The 12,881-nt window shown below is 63.9% G+C and carries 9 protein-coding genes; 6 read left to right on the forward strand and 3 right to left on the reverse strand.

The window, feature by feature from the left end; genetic code table 11:
- Positions 1-43 precede the first annotated feature (43 nt).
- Positions 44-1,159, reverse strand: coding sequence for a GTP 3',8-cyclase MoaA (gene moaA / locus HBH1_RS18635; RefSeq protein ID WP_102663938.1), 1,116 nt, complete (start codon positions 1,157-1,159; stop codon positions 44-46).
- Between the two features lie 397 nt (positions 1,160-1,556).
- Positions 1,557-4,832 (reverse strand): Rne/Rng family ribonuclease, encoded by a 3,276-nt coding sequence (locus HBH1_RS18640; RefSeq protein ID WP_102663939.1) that lies wholly within the window; start codon positions 4,830-4,832, stop codon positions 1,557-1,559.
- A 798-nt stretch (positions 4,833-5,630) separates the two neighbouring features.
- Between HBH1_RS18640 and HBH1_RS18645 the strand changes: the two genes are divergently transcribed.
- The 4 genes from HBH1_RS18645 to HBH1_RS18660 all read left to right on the forward strand — a co-directional run bounded on the left by HBH1_RS18645 (position 5,631) and on the right by HBH1_RS18660 (position 8,962).
- The gene (locus HBH1_RS18645) at positions 5,631-6,698 is read left to right on the forward strand and encodes an RluA family pseudouridine synthase (RefSeq protein WP_039875417.1); all 1,068 of its coding nucleotides are present in this window, start codon (positions 5,631-5,633) and stop codon (positions 6,696-6,698) included.
- A gap of 128 nt (positions 6,699-6,826) precedes the next feature.
- Positions 6,827-7,486, forward strand: a complete 660-nt coding sequence (locus tag HBH1_RS18650) for an HAD-IIIA family hydrolase (protein WP_102663940.1) — start codon at positions 6,827-6,829, stop codon at positions 7,484-7,486.
- A complete protein-coding gene (locus HBH1_RS18655) occupies positions 7,473-7,871 on the forward strand; it encodes a Rieske (2Fe-2S) protein (RefSeq protein ID WP_102663941.1) in 399 nt (132 codons plus the stop codon). The genes HBH1_RS18650 and HBH1_RS18655 overlap by 14 nt, the downstream gene beginning before the upstream one ends.
- A 47-nt stretch (positions 7,872-7,918) precedes the next feature.
- A complete protein-coding gene (locus HBH1_RS18660; protein WP_077238533.1) occupies positions 7,919-8,962 on the forward strand; it encodes a S49 family peptidase in 1,044 nt (347 codons plus the stop codon).
- A gap of 89 nt (positions 8,963-9,051) precedes the next feature.
- On the opposite strand, the gene HBH1_RS18665 is transcribed toward HBH1_RS18660, so the two are convergent.
- Positions 9,052-9,816, reverse strand: a complete 765-nt coding sequence (locus HBH1_RS18665; protein ID WP_102663942.1) for an SAM-dependent methyltransferase — start codon at positions 9,814-9,816, stop codon at positions 9,052-9,054.
- Between the two features lie 189 nt (positions 9,817-10,005).
- On the opposite strand from HBH1_RS18665, the gene HBH1_RS18670 reads away from it, so the two are divergent.
- Both HBH1_RS18670 and HBH1_RS18675 read left to right on the forward strand, forming a co-directional pair.
- Positions 10,006-11,463 carry a Ppx/GppA phosphatase family protein gene (locus HBH1_RS18670; RefSeq protein WP_006463539.1) on the forward strand — a complete coding sequence of 486 codons (1,458 nt, stop codon included), beginning with the start codon at positions 10,006-10,008 and terminating at the stop codon, positions 11,461-11,463.
- Positions 11,464-11,821: 358 nt separating this feature from the next.
- Positions 11,822-12,856, forward strand: a complete 1,035-nt coding sequence (locus HBH1_RS18675; protein ID WP_077238536.1) for an extracellular solute-binding protein — start codon at positions 11,822-11,824, stop codon at positions 12,854-12,856.
- Positions 12,857-12,881: the final 25 nt, after the last annotated feature.

Genomic DNA, 12,881 nt, shown 5'->3' on the forward strand with positions numbered 1-12,881 from the left:
GGTGAGGACTGGGGGCAGGGCGGCGGGAAGCGGAACTGAATAGCTAGCCGCCGATATAGGACATCTCGACCTTGCGTGCCGGGGCGGCTTGCATGGCGCTGCGCAATTCGGAATAGCGGTCGCCCCGTTGGCCCCACAATGCGGCGATGGCGCCGGCCATCTCGGCGTCGCTGGCTCCATTGCGCAGGAGGCTGCGCAGATCGTGGCCTTCGCTGGCGAACAGGCAGGTGTAGACCTTGCCCTCGGTAGAGAGCCGGGCGCGCGAGCAATCCTGGCAGAAGGCCTGGGTCACGCTGGAGATGACACCGATCTCGCCGCCGCCATCGACATAGCGCCAGCGCTCGGCGGTCTCGCCGGTGTAGTTGGGGTCGGCCACCTGCAGCGGCATCTCGGCCGAGATGCGCCGCACCACTTCGCTGGAGGGCAGTACCTCGTCCATGCGCCAGCCGTTGGAGCTGCCCACGTCCATGTATTCGATGAAGCGCAGGATGGCCGGGGTCCCCTTGAAGTGGCGCGCCATCGGCAGGATCTGGTCGTCGTTGACGCCCTTCTTGACCACCATGTTGATCTTGACCGGCCCCAGGCCGGCGGCGTGGGCGGCATCGATGCCTTCCAGCACGCGTGCCACCGGGAAGTCGACATCGTTCATGCGGCGGAAGCTCTCGTCATCCAGCGAATCCAGCGAGACCGTCACGCGCCGCAGGCCGGCAGCCTTGAGCGCCTGCGCCTTCTGCTTGAGCAGGGTGCCATTGGTGGTCAGGGTGAGATCCACCGGCTCGCCATCGGGCGTGCGCAAGGCGGCCAGCATGGCGATCAGGGTCTCGATGTTCTTGCGCAGCAGGGGTTCGCCGCCGGTGAGGCGGATCTTGCGCACGCCATGCGCCACGAACTGGGCGGCCACGCGGGTCAGCTCTTCGAAGGTCAGCAGGTCGGAGTGCGGCAGGAACTGGTATTGCTTGTCGAAGACATCCTTGGGCATGCAATAGACACAGCGGAAATTGCAGCGGTCGGTGACCGAGATGCGCAGGTCGTGCAGGGGGCGGCCCAGGGAATCGGTCAGCCAGCCGGTCGGCGCCATCGCCACGGGCGCAATCACGCCTGCCGTACTGGCCGACGGCGCTTGCCGGTGATCGAGGATGGGAATGACGCGCTTGTTCATACGGGCTGGCAAAAATGGGTGTGTAAAGATAGCACGGCTGGCGCTGCGGCGTTGCGGTCGGTTCATGCATATTCAGTATGCCGCAAGTGCAGGTATTGCGCGCAATGCCGCGCCGGATCTGGACTTGGGATATCCGCAGCTGGACCGTCGTGCTGTGCGGCCGGCACTGTATCGCTGCCGGGGCGGGCCAACTGTCACCAGATAGGGGACAAGCGGCGGATGACAAGAGGGCGCGAGAGCGATAGTGGCCGGGCTGGCGCGACAGACTGGCCTGGAAAATTGGCGAAAGCAGCAGGCGGGCGTGCAGGCAGGCGAGCAGGCAAGAGCGCGGACAAGAAAAAAGGGAGCCGAAGCTCCCTTTTTCCTGGTGATCACCGGTGCGCTTGCACCCTGGCGATCAGCGACGCGTTTCCACCTGGACCAGCGGTTCGCTGGACTGCGGCGGCAGCGGCTTGCGCTCGCGCGGTACCCGCGGTGCCGGCACGAAGGCGGCGGCCGCTTCCTGTGCTGCACGCAGCTTGACCGGATCGGTCGTGGCCAGCGTCAGGCCGGCTTGCGACAGCATCTGCTGCAGCGACTCCGGCTGGGCGCCATTGCCGGCATGTGCTGCAGGTGCTGCAGGTGCGGCAGGTGCGGCAGGTGCTACCGGTGCAGCAGCAACAGGGGCAGCCACTTCCACAGGAGCCGGGGCCGGATTGGCTTCGACCGCATCCAGCAGGCTGATCTGCTGCGGCAGGCTGGCTGCCGGCGCGGCTTGCTGCACGACCTCGACCTGGACCGGTGCTTCCGATGCCGCCGGGGTGGCCACAGGGGCTTGCACTGGCGCCGGGGCAGGTTCAAAGCTCGGTGCCGGGGCGAAGCTGGCGTCGATGGACGGCGCCGGCGGTTCGATGGCCTGCTGTTGCGAGAACACGGCTTCGGTCGCTTCGGCAGCGGCGGCAGCCACGGCTTCCACCGAGTTCACGCCGCTTTCCACGGCGACGGCTTCGGTATGGAGGGCGGCAGGCGCGGACACGTCGGCTGCTTCAGCAGCTTGCGCCGGAACCGGCGAGGCTGCGAAGGAAGCCTGGGCCACGGCGGCCTGGGCGACTTCCACCGGTGCTGCCGGTGCTGCAGGGGCTGCTGCGGTCACGGCTTCGCCGTTTTCGCTGCGTTCACCGGCTTCGCCAGCTTCAGCCGCATCGGCATCGGCGTTTTCGATCAGGTTGCCGTTCTCGTCACGTTCGCGACGATGACGGTTGCGACCACCACGACGACGACGACGGCGCGGTTCGGTGCCGCCTTCGGCATTTTCCGAGGCTTCGACGCCTTCGCCACCTTCGCCACGTTCAACTTGCGCCAGATCCAGTTGCGCAGCCTGCTCGTCATTGGACAGGGCCACGGCACCAGCGGCCACGGCCACGCCGGCGGTTGCAGCGCCGGCTGCCAGAGCGGCTTCCAGCGGCAGACCTTCCTCGCTGCGGGCTTCCTTGCGGTCGCCACGGGGGGCGCGAGGTTCACGCGGTTGACGCGGTTCGCGGGGTTCACGAACTTCGCGACCTTCACGCGGTTCGCGTGGCTCACGGGCTTCGCGGGGTTCGTTGCGACGGGCTTCCTTGGGTTCCTGGCCTTCGCGGACCTGGACTTCACGGCCCTCGCGACCTTCACGCGGCTCACGGCCTTCGCGTGGTTCACGCGCTTCCTTGGGCTCGCGCGGGCCACGCGGCGGACGCGCCTGCTTGGCATCGGCCAGTTCTCCCGCCTTTACCTCGACGGCAGCGGCGCCACGGGCATTGCGCTGTTCGCCATTGGCGTTGCGCTCGCCACGTTCGGCACGATCACCACGGTCGCTGCGGTCATTGCGATTACGGCCACGACCGTTGCGGTCGCCGCCACGGCCATTGCGGTCGCCTTCACGCTTGGCAGGGGTCTTGGCTTCGACCGGGGCCGGTGCTTCCACCGGGGCCACGGGCTTCTTGCGGAAGAAGGCGAAGATCTTGCCCAGCAGGCCCGATTCCGGTGCCAGGGTCGGCGGCGGTACGGGGGCAGCCACCGGTTCCGGGGCCTTGCGCTCGACGATGGGGGCCGGCTGGTCGGGGGTGATGCCCTTGACCACGGCTTCCTGGCGCGGACGCACTTCTTCCTTCTGGCGCTTGCTGTAGCCGATGTCGGTATCGGCCTGCTCGGCCATGTTGTAGCTGGCTTGGGCGTCGTCCAGGCGCGGATCGTCGTGCTTGATCCGTTCCATCTTGTAGTGCGGGGTTTCCAGGTGCTTGTTGGGGATCATGATGACCGTGACGCGATGGCGCGTCTCGATCTTCAGGATTTCGCCGCGCTTCTCGTTCAACAGGAAGGCGGCGACGTCCACCGGCGCCTGCACATGGATGGCGGCCGAGTTTTCCTTCATCGCCTCTTCCTGGATGATGCGCAGCACCTGCAGGGCGGAGGATTCGGTATCGCGGATGTGGCCGGTGCCGTTGCAGCGCGGGCAGGTCACGTGGCTGCCTTCGGACAGCGACGGACGCAGGCGCTGGCGCGACAGTTCCATGAGGCCGAAGCGGGAGATCTTGCCCATCTGGACGCGGGCACGGTCGTGGTGCAGGGCGTCTTTCAGGCGACCTTCGACTTCGCGCTGGTTCTTGGAATTCTCCATGTCGATGAAGTCGATCACGATCAGGCCACCCAGGTCGCGCAGGCGCAACTGGCGGGCCACTTCATCAGCCGCTTCGAGGTTGGTGTTGAAGGCGGTGGTCTCGATGTCGCTGCCACGGGTGGCACGCGCCGAGTTCACGTCCACCGACACCAGGGCTTCGGTGTGGTCGATCACGATGGCGCCGCCGGACGGCAGCGGGACCGTACGCGAGTAGGCGGTCTCGATCTGGTGTTCGATCTGGAAGCGGGAGAACAGCGGCACGTCGTCGCGGTAGCGCTTGACGCGGTGGACCATGTCCGGCATCACGTGGGCCATGAACTGCTGGGCCTGGTCGTGGATGTCGTCGGTGTCGATCAGGATTTCGCCGATGTCGGGCTGGAAGTAGTCGCGGATGGCGCGGATGACCAGTGACGATTCCTGGTAGATCAGGAAGGCGCCCGAGGCCGACTGGCCGGCGCCTTCGATGGCGCGCCACAGTTGCATCAGGTAGTTCAGGTCCCACTGCAGTTCATCGACGTTGCGGCCGATGCCGGCGGTGCGGGCGATGACGGACATGCCGTTGGGCAGGTCCAGCTTGTCCATGGTCTCGCGCAGTTCCTGGCGGTCTTCGCCTTCGACGCGGCGGGAGACGCCACCACCACGCGGGTTGTTGGGCATCAGGACCAGGTAGCGGCCGGCCAGCGAGATGAAGGAGGTCAGGGCCGCGCCCTTGTTGCCGCGCTCTTCCTTTTCGACCTGGACGATGATTTCCTGGCCTTCGCGCAGCGCTTCCTTGATGCTGGCGTTGCGGACGTCGATGCCTTCCTTGAAGTAGGAACGGGCCACTTCCTTGAAGGGCAGGAAGCCGTGGCGTTCCTCGCCGTAGTTGACGAAGCAGGCTTCCAGCGAGGGCTCGATGCGGGTGATCACGCCCTTGTAGATGTTGGACTTGCGCTGCTCGCGTCCGGTGGTTTCGATGTCGATGTCGATCAGCTTCTGACCGTCAACGATCGCTACGCGCAGTTCTTCCTGCTGCGTTGCGTTGAACAACATACGTTTCATGTTTTCACTCCGGGATCCGAAGATCCTTCAAATGGCCCGTCCGTATGTGGTAGCGGGCCAAAAGTACAGGGGATGTACGCGAGAACGAAGTGATTGGGGAGGGAATTGCCTTGATTGTGTGAGTGCGCCTTAGCGGGCGCTCCAGCACAAGGGGGCGCGGATGCAGTGGACCGGGACGCCGGGCAGCACCGTATCCGCGCCGCGCGCTCCGCCATAGGCGGTCGCGCAGGCAACTGCGGACGGTAAGCTGGTCTGTGGAGCCAAACGTAACATAGTGAGGTTGGCGACGGCGATCGGGTTCTACTGCATCAACCGGCAAGCTTCGCGATGGCCCGGCCCGAATTGCGGCATGGCCCGAGCGATGCGCTGCAAGGGGGCGGGCTGATGAGCCTGCCATGCTTGCGCTGCTGGTCGCCGGGGGGCTGTGCACTGCTGTCCTGGGTCGGGTCACCGGATGCGAGTCTTGCCAGACTTTTATCCTGATGATCCAAACAAATCTGTTCCACTTCCAAGTGCGCTGTCCGATTGCAACTGCGGTGCAAACTGGACTCGCAAAGGGAAGGTGCGTACTCGTTTCGAGGCCTTTACGTGGACCAGGCAAGCGACATGATCGGCTGTATTGTCAACCGTTGCAGCGCTTTTATTGCGTCTGCGATGCCGCGCGTCGTGGTTTTCGGGGCCCCCTTCGTCAATTTTGCAAATGAGCGAGGCTGACGAAGACTCCTCTTGTGTAGAATGTTCCTTTTTTATTCTACTAACGCCGTTTTTTGATCGGCGTCAATCGATTATATATTCAAAATGAAGGACTTAGCGAGATTTTCTAGGGGGGCTTCTGAAAGCGCCGACGCGGCGCCGGCCTCCCGGAACGCAACAGCCTCGCAGAGCGTCCCTCAGGTGCAGTTGCTGACCATTTCCGACGAAGAGGCGGGCCAGCGGATTGACAATTTCCTGCTGCGGGTTTGCAAAGGCGTTCCCAAGAGCCATATCTATCGTGTCCTGCGTTCGGGCGAGGTGCGCGTCAACAAGGGCCGCATCGACCAGACCTATCGTCTGGTCGAGGGCGATGTCGTGCGTGTGCCGCCAATACGAGTTGCAGAGAAGCAAGAAACTGTAGTCCCGGGAGCGGAATTCCGCATCCTGCTGGAAGACAGCCACATGCTGGTCATCGACAAGCCGGCCGGTGTGGCCGTGCATGGCGGGTCCGGCGTGAGCTACGGGGTCATCGAGCAGTTGCGGGCGGCACGGCCCCAGGCCAAGTTCCTGGAGCTGGTGCACCGGCTGGACCGCGACACCTCGGGCGTGCTGCTGATCGCCAAGAAGCGTTCGGCGCTGACCAACCTGCATGAACAGATGCGCGAGGGCCAGACCGACAAGCGCTACCTGACCCTGGTCCAGGGCGACTGGAAGAATGCCCGCCAGCACGTGAAGTTGCCGCTGTTCAAGTACAGCACGCCCGACGGCGAGCGCCGGGTGCGGGTGCAGGCCGATGGCCAGCCGTCCCATACGGTGTTTTCGCTCTTGCGTCGCTTCGGTGAATTTGCCCTGCTGGAAGCTGAACTGAAGACCGGTCGCACCCATCAGATCCGGGTGCACCTGTCTTCCAGCGGCTTTCCCATCGTCGGCGACGACAAGTATGGCGACTTCCCCTTGAACAAGGCGCTGCAGAAGGCCGATGGCAAGCGTATTGCTTTCAAGCGCATGTTCCTGCATGCCTGGCGCATCAGCTTCCTGCATCCGGAAACCGGCCAGACCGTCACCCTGAAGGCCGGCCTGCCCGATGAATGCGCAAAATTCCTGCGCAGCCTGGAAGGTGGGGCCGAGGGCGATCTCCTGCCCTACAACATGCTGGCTGGCGCGGAGGACTGAAGGACAGTGCACGTAGTCGGCCGGGATATGATACTTTCTGCCCGGCATTAACAAAATCGCATGTTTCGCTGCTGCCTTGTCGCGCTGGCAAGCCGGCGGCGGACGTGCCCGCAGAAAGAGCATCAGACATGGCAAGAAAGCAATTCGACCTGATCGTCTTCGACTGGGATGGCACCCTGATGGACAGCACGTCCACCATCGTGCGCTGCATCCAGGCCGCGGCGCGTGACCTGGGCCTGCCGATTCCCGACAAGAGCGCAGCCTCCTATGTCATCGGCCTGGGCCTGCAGGACGCGATGCAGGCCGCCATTCCCGATGTCGATCCCAAGTACTACCCGCGCATCGTGGAGCGTTACCGCCACCATTACCTGGGCCAGGACAAGGACCTCACGCTCTTCGAGGGCGTGCCCGAAATGCTGACCGACCTGTCGCAGCAGGGCTATTTCCTGGCGGTGGCCACCGGCAAGAGCCGGGTCGGGCTGAACCGGGCCATGAACAGCACCGGCCTGCTGTCCATGTTCGACGCCACCCGCTGCGCCGACGAGACCTTCTCCAAGCCGCATCCGGCCATGTTGCAGGAGCTGACCCGCGAGCTGGGCCAGGACATGCACCGCACCCTGATGATCGGCGACACCACCCACGACCTGCAGATGGCCATCAACGCCGGCGCCGCGGGCGTGGCGGTGGAGTTCGGCGCGCATCCGCCGCAGCAGTTGCAGACGCTCTCGCCGCTGTATTCGGCGCGCTCCATCCGCGAGCTGCACCAGTGGCTCAATGAGCAGGCCTGAGGACGGCTACGTGAACGCTTCCTGCGACATCCTCATCTGCGCCTCCGGCGATCTGGCCGAAGGCGGCCTGGGCAAGCGCTTCCCGGTGCAGGTGCATGGCGACGAGACCACCGGTTTCGTGGTGCGCTACGGCGGGGTGGTCTATGGCTACCTGAACCGCTGCGCCCATGTCCCCATCGAACTGGACTGGGCCGAGGGCGAGTTCTTCGAATCCAGCGGTCTGTATCTCATGTGTGCAACACATGGCGCCGTTTACGCGCCCGATACCGGAAAATGCGAGGGCGGTCCTTGTACCGGCGCCCACTTGCGTAAGATCATGGCGGTGGAACGCGACGGCCAGGTCTATTGGCGTCCGGACGACATCGTCAAGCCCGTCGAGGCATGAGCTTCGGGGAAACCGGCGCAGGCTGCTGCGCTGCTTAGAGTGAGCCTATGAGCAACAACGAATCTGAAAACCAGCAAGACAAGTCGCCAGTCCCTCCACAAACGCCGCCATCGCCACCATCGCCCTCCATCCCCGCCAGCGTGCGCGAGGACAAGAAGAGCGGCTGGGAGCGCGACGTACTGGAAAAACTGGCCCTGTTCGCCGTCAAGGAACAGCGCGCCCGGCGCCGCTGGGGCATCTTCTTCCGCATTGCCATCCTGGTGGTGATCGTGCTGGGGGCCTGGATGGCCTTCACCTATAACAAGACCGAGAGCGAGCCGCTGGGCACTCATACCGCCCTGGTCGAGATCAAGGGCGCCATCGATTCCGAAGGGCAGGGCTCGGCCGGGGTGGTGATCCCGGCGCTGGACAAGGCCTTTGCCGCCTCCGACTCGGTCGGCGTGATCCTCAAGATCAACAGCCCCGGCGGCAGCCCGGTGCAGGCCGGCATGATCAACGACGAGATCACCCGCCTGCGCAAGGCCTATCCCAAGAAGCCGATCTACGTGGTGGTGGAGGAAGTGTGCGCCTCCGGCGGCTATTACATCGCCGCGGCGGCCGACAAGATCTACGTCAACAAGGCCAGCCTGATCGGCTCGGTGGGCGTGCTCATGGACGGCTTCGGCTTCACCGGCCTGATGGACAAGCTGGGCGTGGAACGCCGCCTGCTGACCGCGGGCGAGAACAAGAGCTTCCTCGACCCCTTCAGTCCGCAAAGCCCGAAGCAGCGTGAATACGCCCAATCGATGCTGCAGGAGATCCACCAGCAGTTCATCGAGGTGGTGCGCCAGGGTCGTGGCGCGCGCCTGAAGGAAACGCCGGATACCTTCTCCGGGCTGGTATGGACCGGTTCCAAGGCGATCGAGCTGGGTCTTGCCGATGGCTATGGCACGGTCGATAGCGTGGCCCGCGACGTGCTCAAGGCCGAGGACGTGGTGGATTACACCCAGACCGAAAACCTCTCCGAACGCGTGCTCAAGAAATTCGGCGTGGCCTTCGGTGCGGGTTTTGCCAAGACGCTGATGTCGACGCCGCTTTCCACCCTGCGCTGACGCCTCGGGACGGAGCAAGCAAAAAGGCCGGTTGTGTATCACAACCGGCCTTTGTCATTGGGCGCCGCGTCTCTCGCGTTGGGGCGACGCTATTCGGCCAGCAGCAGGAAGACGGTCGGTTTCTTGTGGAAGTCCGGTGCCTTGCCGGCAGCCAGGGCGGCCTTCCACTGCGCGGCCGTCTGCGTGCGTACCGACTCGCTGGCCAACGACAGGTCGGTGGCCACGCAGATCAGCGTGCCGGGCTGGCAGGATTGCACCAGCGCCTCCAGCATGGCGGTGTTGCGATAGGGCGTTTCGATCAGCAGCTGGGTCTGCTTTTCCTTGCGGGCGCGATCTTCCAGCTGGCGGATGCGCTTGGCGCGCGCCTCGGCATCGGTAGGCAGGTAGCCGTTGAAGGCGAAGCTCTGGCCATTGAGACCACTGGCCATGACCGCCAGCAGCAAGGAAGAGGGGCCCACCAGCGGGCGCACCTGGATGCCATGCTGATGCGCCAGCCGGACCAGGTTGGCGCCGGGGTCGGCCACCGCCGGCACGCCTGCTTCCGAGATCAGGCCACCATCACGGCCTTCCAGCAGGGGAGCCAGCAGCGAGGGCAGGGCGGCCGGCGGTGTGTTGACGTTGAGCTCGGCGATCTGGATTTCCTGGATGGGCTTGGCCAGGGCTTGGCTGCTGCCCAGGAGCTTCAGGAAGGCGCGCGTGGTCTTGGCGTTCTCGGCGACGAAATAATCCAGCTGCGCCGCGATGGCCTGCACCTGGCGCGGGATGATGCTCTCCAGCGGATGTGTGGCGCTGGCGTCGGCGGGAGGCTCGGTGGGTCCCAGGGTGTTGGGAACCAGGTAAAGAATGCCGGGCATGGAAGGGAAATGGGATAAATTGTATAAAATAATATGTGCGACGCAGCATGGCAGCGCCGAGCCGCCATTCTACAGGGTGCCGGCTGTCATCAAAGTGTAATGCGCGCCGATTATCTTGTCGGGATGGAGACAGGGTGAGGTTTAAATTATTTAGCAATTGGCTTCTAGTGCGATTGCGAAAGGACATGCATGTTTGCTGCGGTAGATCTCGGTTCCAACAGTTTTCGCTTGCATATCGGCAAGTACGAGGACGACGGCATACGCGTCATCAAGAGCGCGCGCGACCCCATCCGCCTGGCGGCGGGCATCGACAAGAGCGGCAACCTGACCCAGCAGGCCTGTCAGAGCGCCATCGATTCGCTCACCCGCTTTCGCGCCATCCTGCGCGACTATCCGCTGACCGCGGTGCGGGTGGTGGCCACCAATACCTTGCGCGTGGCCAAGAACGCCGCCGACCTGCTGCCGGAACTGGAGCGGGCCATCGGTTATCCGGTGGAGATCATTTCCGGTGAGGAAGAGGGCCGCCTGATCTACATGGGCGTGGCCGGCGTGCTGGCCGATGCCGGTGAAGAGCGCATGGTCATCGACATCGGCGGCGGTTCCACCGAGGTCATCCGTGGTCTGGGCGAGCATATCCGTCACGTCGAATCCTTCGGCATCGGCACCGTCAATCAAAGCCTGGCCTTCTTCCCCGATGGCGCCATCACCACGGCGGCCTTCGAACGCGCCATCATCTCGGCCCGCTCGCATGTCGAAGATGCAGTACACCTGTTCAGCTTCGACCCGGCCGAGGTGAATGTCTATGGCTCTTCCGGCACCATGCGCGCCATTGCCGACACCATCCGTCGCAACGGCATGGGCGATGGCCGCGTGAGCCTGCCCAGCCTGGCCGACCTGATGCAGCGCCTGATCGACTTCGGCCATGTCAGCCAGATCGCGCTGGACGGCATGAAACCCGACCGTGCCGGCGTCATCATGGGCGGCCTGGCGGTGTTGATCGGCTTCATGCAGGAATTCCGCATCGAGGTCATCACCCCGGTGGAAGCCGGCCTGCGCATGGGCGTGATGTGGGACCTGCAACTGCGCGCCACCAAGGCCGACCGCCGCGACCGTTCGGTCGAGGAGTTCGCCCGCCGCTTCCACGTCGATGCCGCCCGCGCCCATGGCGTGGCCGATACCGCGCGAGGTTTCTTCGATCTGTTGAAGCCGGCCACCGACTCCTACGCCCGCTATCTCTACTGGAGCGCCTTGCTGCATGAGACCGGGCTGGTGGTGTCGCCCACCGGTTATCACAAGCACTCGGCCTACATGATCGCCAATGCCGACCTGCCGGGTTTCACCACCCGCGAGCAGCGCTTGATGAGTACGCTGATCCTCGGCCAGAAGGGCAACCTGAAGAAGATCAGCGAGATGCTGGCCGACGTCGATTTCGCCAAGGCGGTGCTGGCGCTGCGGCTGGCGGTGATGTTCCGTCATGCGCACATCACGCTGGACCTGGACAAGGTAAGGGTCAAGCTCAAGAGCCGCATCGACCTGGAGATCCGCCGCGACTACATCAAGGAACATCCCAGCATTTCCTTCTGGTTCCAGAAGGAGCAGGAATGGTGGGCCGGCATCGGCGTTGATTTCGCCGTCAAGGTGATCTGAGCGCGCTTCGTCCGTCTTCGCTGTCTTTGTCGCTTTCTCTGCTTTCGCTGCATTCACAGCACGTCATCACGCCCTTGCCACATCAGTCGGCAAGGGCGTTTTTACGTTCACTGCGTGGCTTTTCGATATGTCTTCTAGAAGATGATAATGCTTCTTATTTGTGATATATTCGCCTGCGCTTTACCTCTCGCGTATGTACACGCAGATGCACACGCATACCCATAACGAGGCAGCCATCAGGCCGCCCGCTGCGACAGCCAAGTCCATCCTGGAGCCCGCTCCCCGGACCGCCTTCCGCGCCAAAAGAAAACGCCGTTTTGCCACGGCGGTCGTTCACTCTTTTTGAAAAGGATGGTCCATGTTCTCCCGTCAATTCGCCGTCGGCGCCGTACTGGCTGCCATTGCCGCCTCCAGCTTCGCGCAGGAAAAGGTCCTGAACCTGTACTCGGCACGCCACTACCAGACCGACGAAGCGCTCTACGCCGACTTCACCAAGGCCACCGGCATCAAGATCAACCGCGTCGATGGCGATGATGCCGGCATCCTGGCACGCCTCAAGAGCGAGGGTGCTTCCAGTCCCGCCGACGTGATCCTGCTGGTGGATGCGGCGCGCCTGTGGAAGGCCCAGAGTGATGGCCTGTTCCAGCCGGTCAAGTCCAGGCTGCTGGACGAACGCATCCCCGCCAACCTGCACAGCAAGGAAGGCAGCGACGGCACCCAGTGGTTCGGTTTTTCCACCCGCGCCCGCGTGATCGTGTACAACAAGACCAGCGTCAAGCCGGAAGACGTGGACACCTACGAAGCCCTGGGCGACCCGAAGAACAAGGGCAAGCTCTGCACCCGCAGCGGCTCGCACCCCTACAACGTCTCGTTGTTCGGCGCGCTGCTGGAGCATGATGGCGCCGCCAAGACCGAGGCCATCTTGAAGGGCATGGTCGCCAACCAGGCGCGCCAGCCGGTGGGTGGCGATACCGACCAGATCAAGGCCGTGGGTTCGGGCGAATGTGGCGTGGCCATTTCCAACTCCTACTACGTGGCCCGCCTGCTGCGTTCCACCAAGCCGGAAGACGTGGCCCTGATGGAAAAGGTCGGCATCGTCTGGCCCAACCAGAAGAGCTATGGCGCGCACGTCAACATCGCCGGTGGTGGCGTGGCCAAGCATGCCCCGCACAAGGCCGAAGCCGTGCAGTTCCTGGAATACCTGGCCAGCGATGCGGCCCAGCGCTACTTCGCTGAAGGCAATAACGAATGGCCGGCCGTCAAGAGCGTGAAGACCGAGAACCCGGCGTTGGTCAAGATGGGTCCGTTCAAGGCTGAAGTGATCAACATTGGTGCCGTCGGTGCCAACCAGCAGAAGGTGTTGCAGATGCTGGATCGCGTCGGTTACAAGTAATCCGGATGGCAAGAGGCCGGCCCGC

It is taken from the genome of Herbaspirillum sp. BH-1 (assembly GCF_002870055.1).
GTDB lineage: Bacteria > Pseudomonadota > Gammaproteobacteria > Burkholderiales > Burkholderiaceae_D > Herbaspirillum > Herbaspirillum frisingense.

Excerpts from the sequence above, each read along its gene's own strand:
- moaA (WP_102663938.1), bottom strand. The coding sequence starts at position 1,159 with ATGAACAAGCGCGTCATTCCCATCCTCGATCACCGGCAAGCGCCGTCG.
- HBH1_RS18640 (WP_102663939.1), bottom strand. The coding sequence starts at position 4,832 with ATGAAACGTATGTTGTTCAACGCAACGCAGCAGGAAGAACTGCGCGTA.
- HBH1_RS18645 (WP_039875417.1), top strand. The coding sequence starts at position 5,631 with ATGAAGGACTTAGCGAGATTTTCTAGGGGGGCTTCTGAAAGCGCCGAC.
- HBH1_RS18650 (WP_102663940.1), top strand. The coding sequence starts at position 6,827 with ATGGCAAGAAAGCAATTCGACCTGATCGTCTTCGACTGGGATGGCACC.
- HBH1_RS18655 (WP_102663941.1), top strand. The coding sequence starts at position 7,473 with ATGAGCAGGCCTGAGGACGGCTACGTGAACGCTTCCTGCGACATCCTC.
- HBH1_RS18660 (WP_077238533.1), top strand. The coding sequence starts at position 7,919 with ATGAGCAACAACGAATCTGAAAACCAGCAAGACAAGTCGCCAGTCCCT.
- HBH1_RS18665 (WP_102663942.1), bottom strand. The coding sequence starts at position 9,816 with ATGCCCGGCATTCTTTACCTGGTTCCCAACACCCTGGGACCCACCGAG.
- HBH1_RS18670 (WP_006463539.1), top strand. The coding sequence starts at position 10,006 with ATGTTTGCTGCGGTAGATCTCGGTTCCAACAGTTTTCGCTTGCATATC.
- HBH1_RS18675 (WP_077238536.1), top strand. The coding sequence starts at position 11,822 with ATGTTCTCCCGTCAATTCGCCGTCGGCGCCGTACTGGCTGCCATTGCC.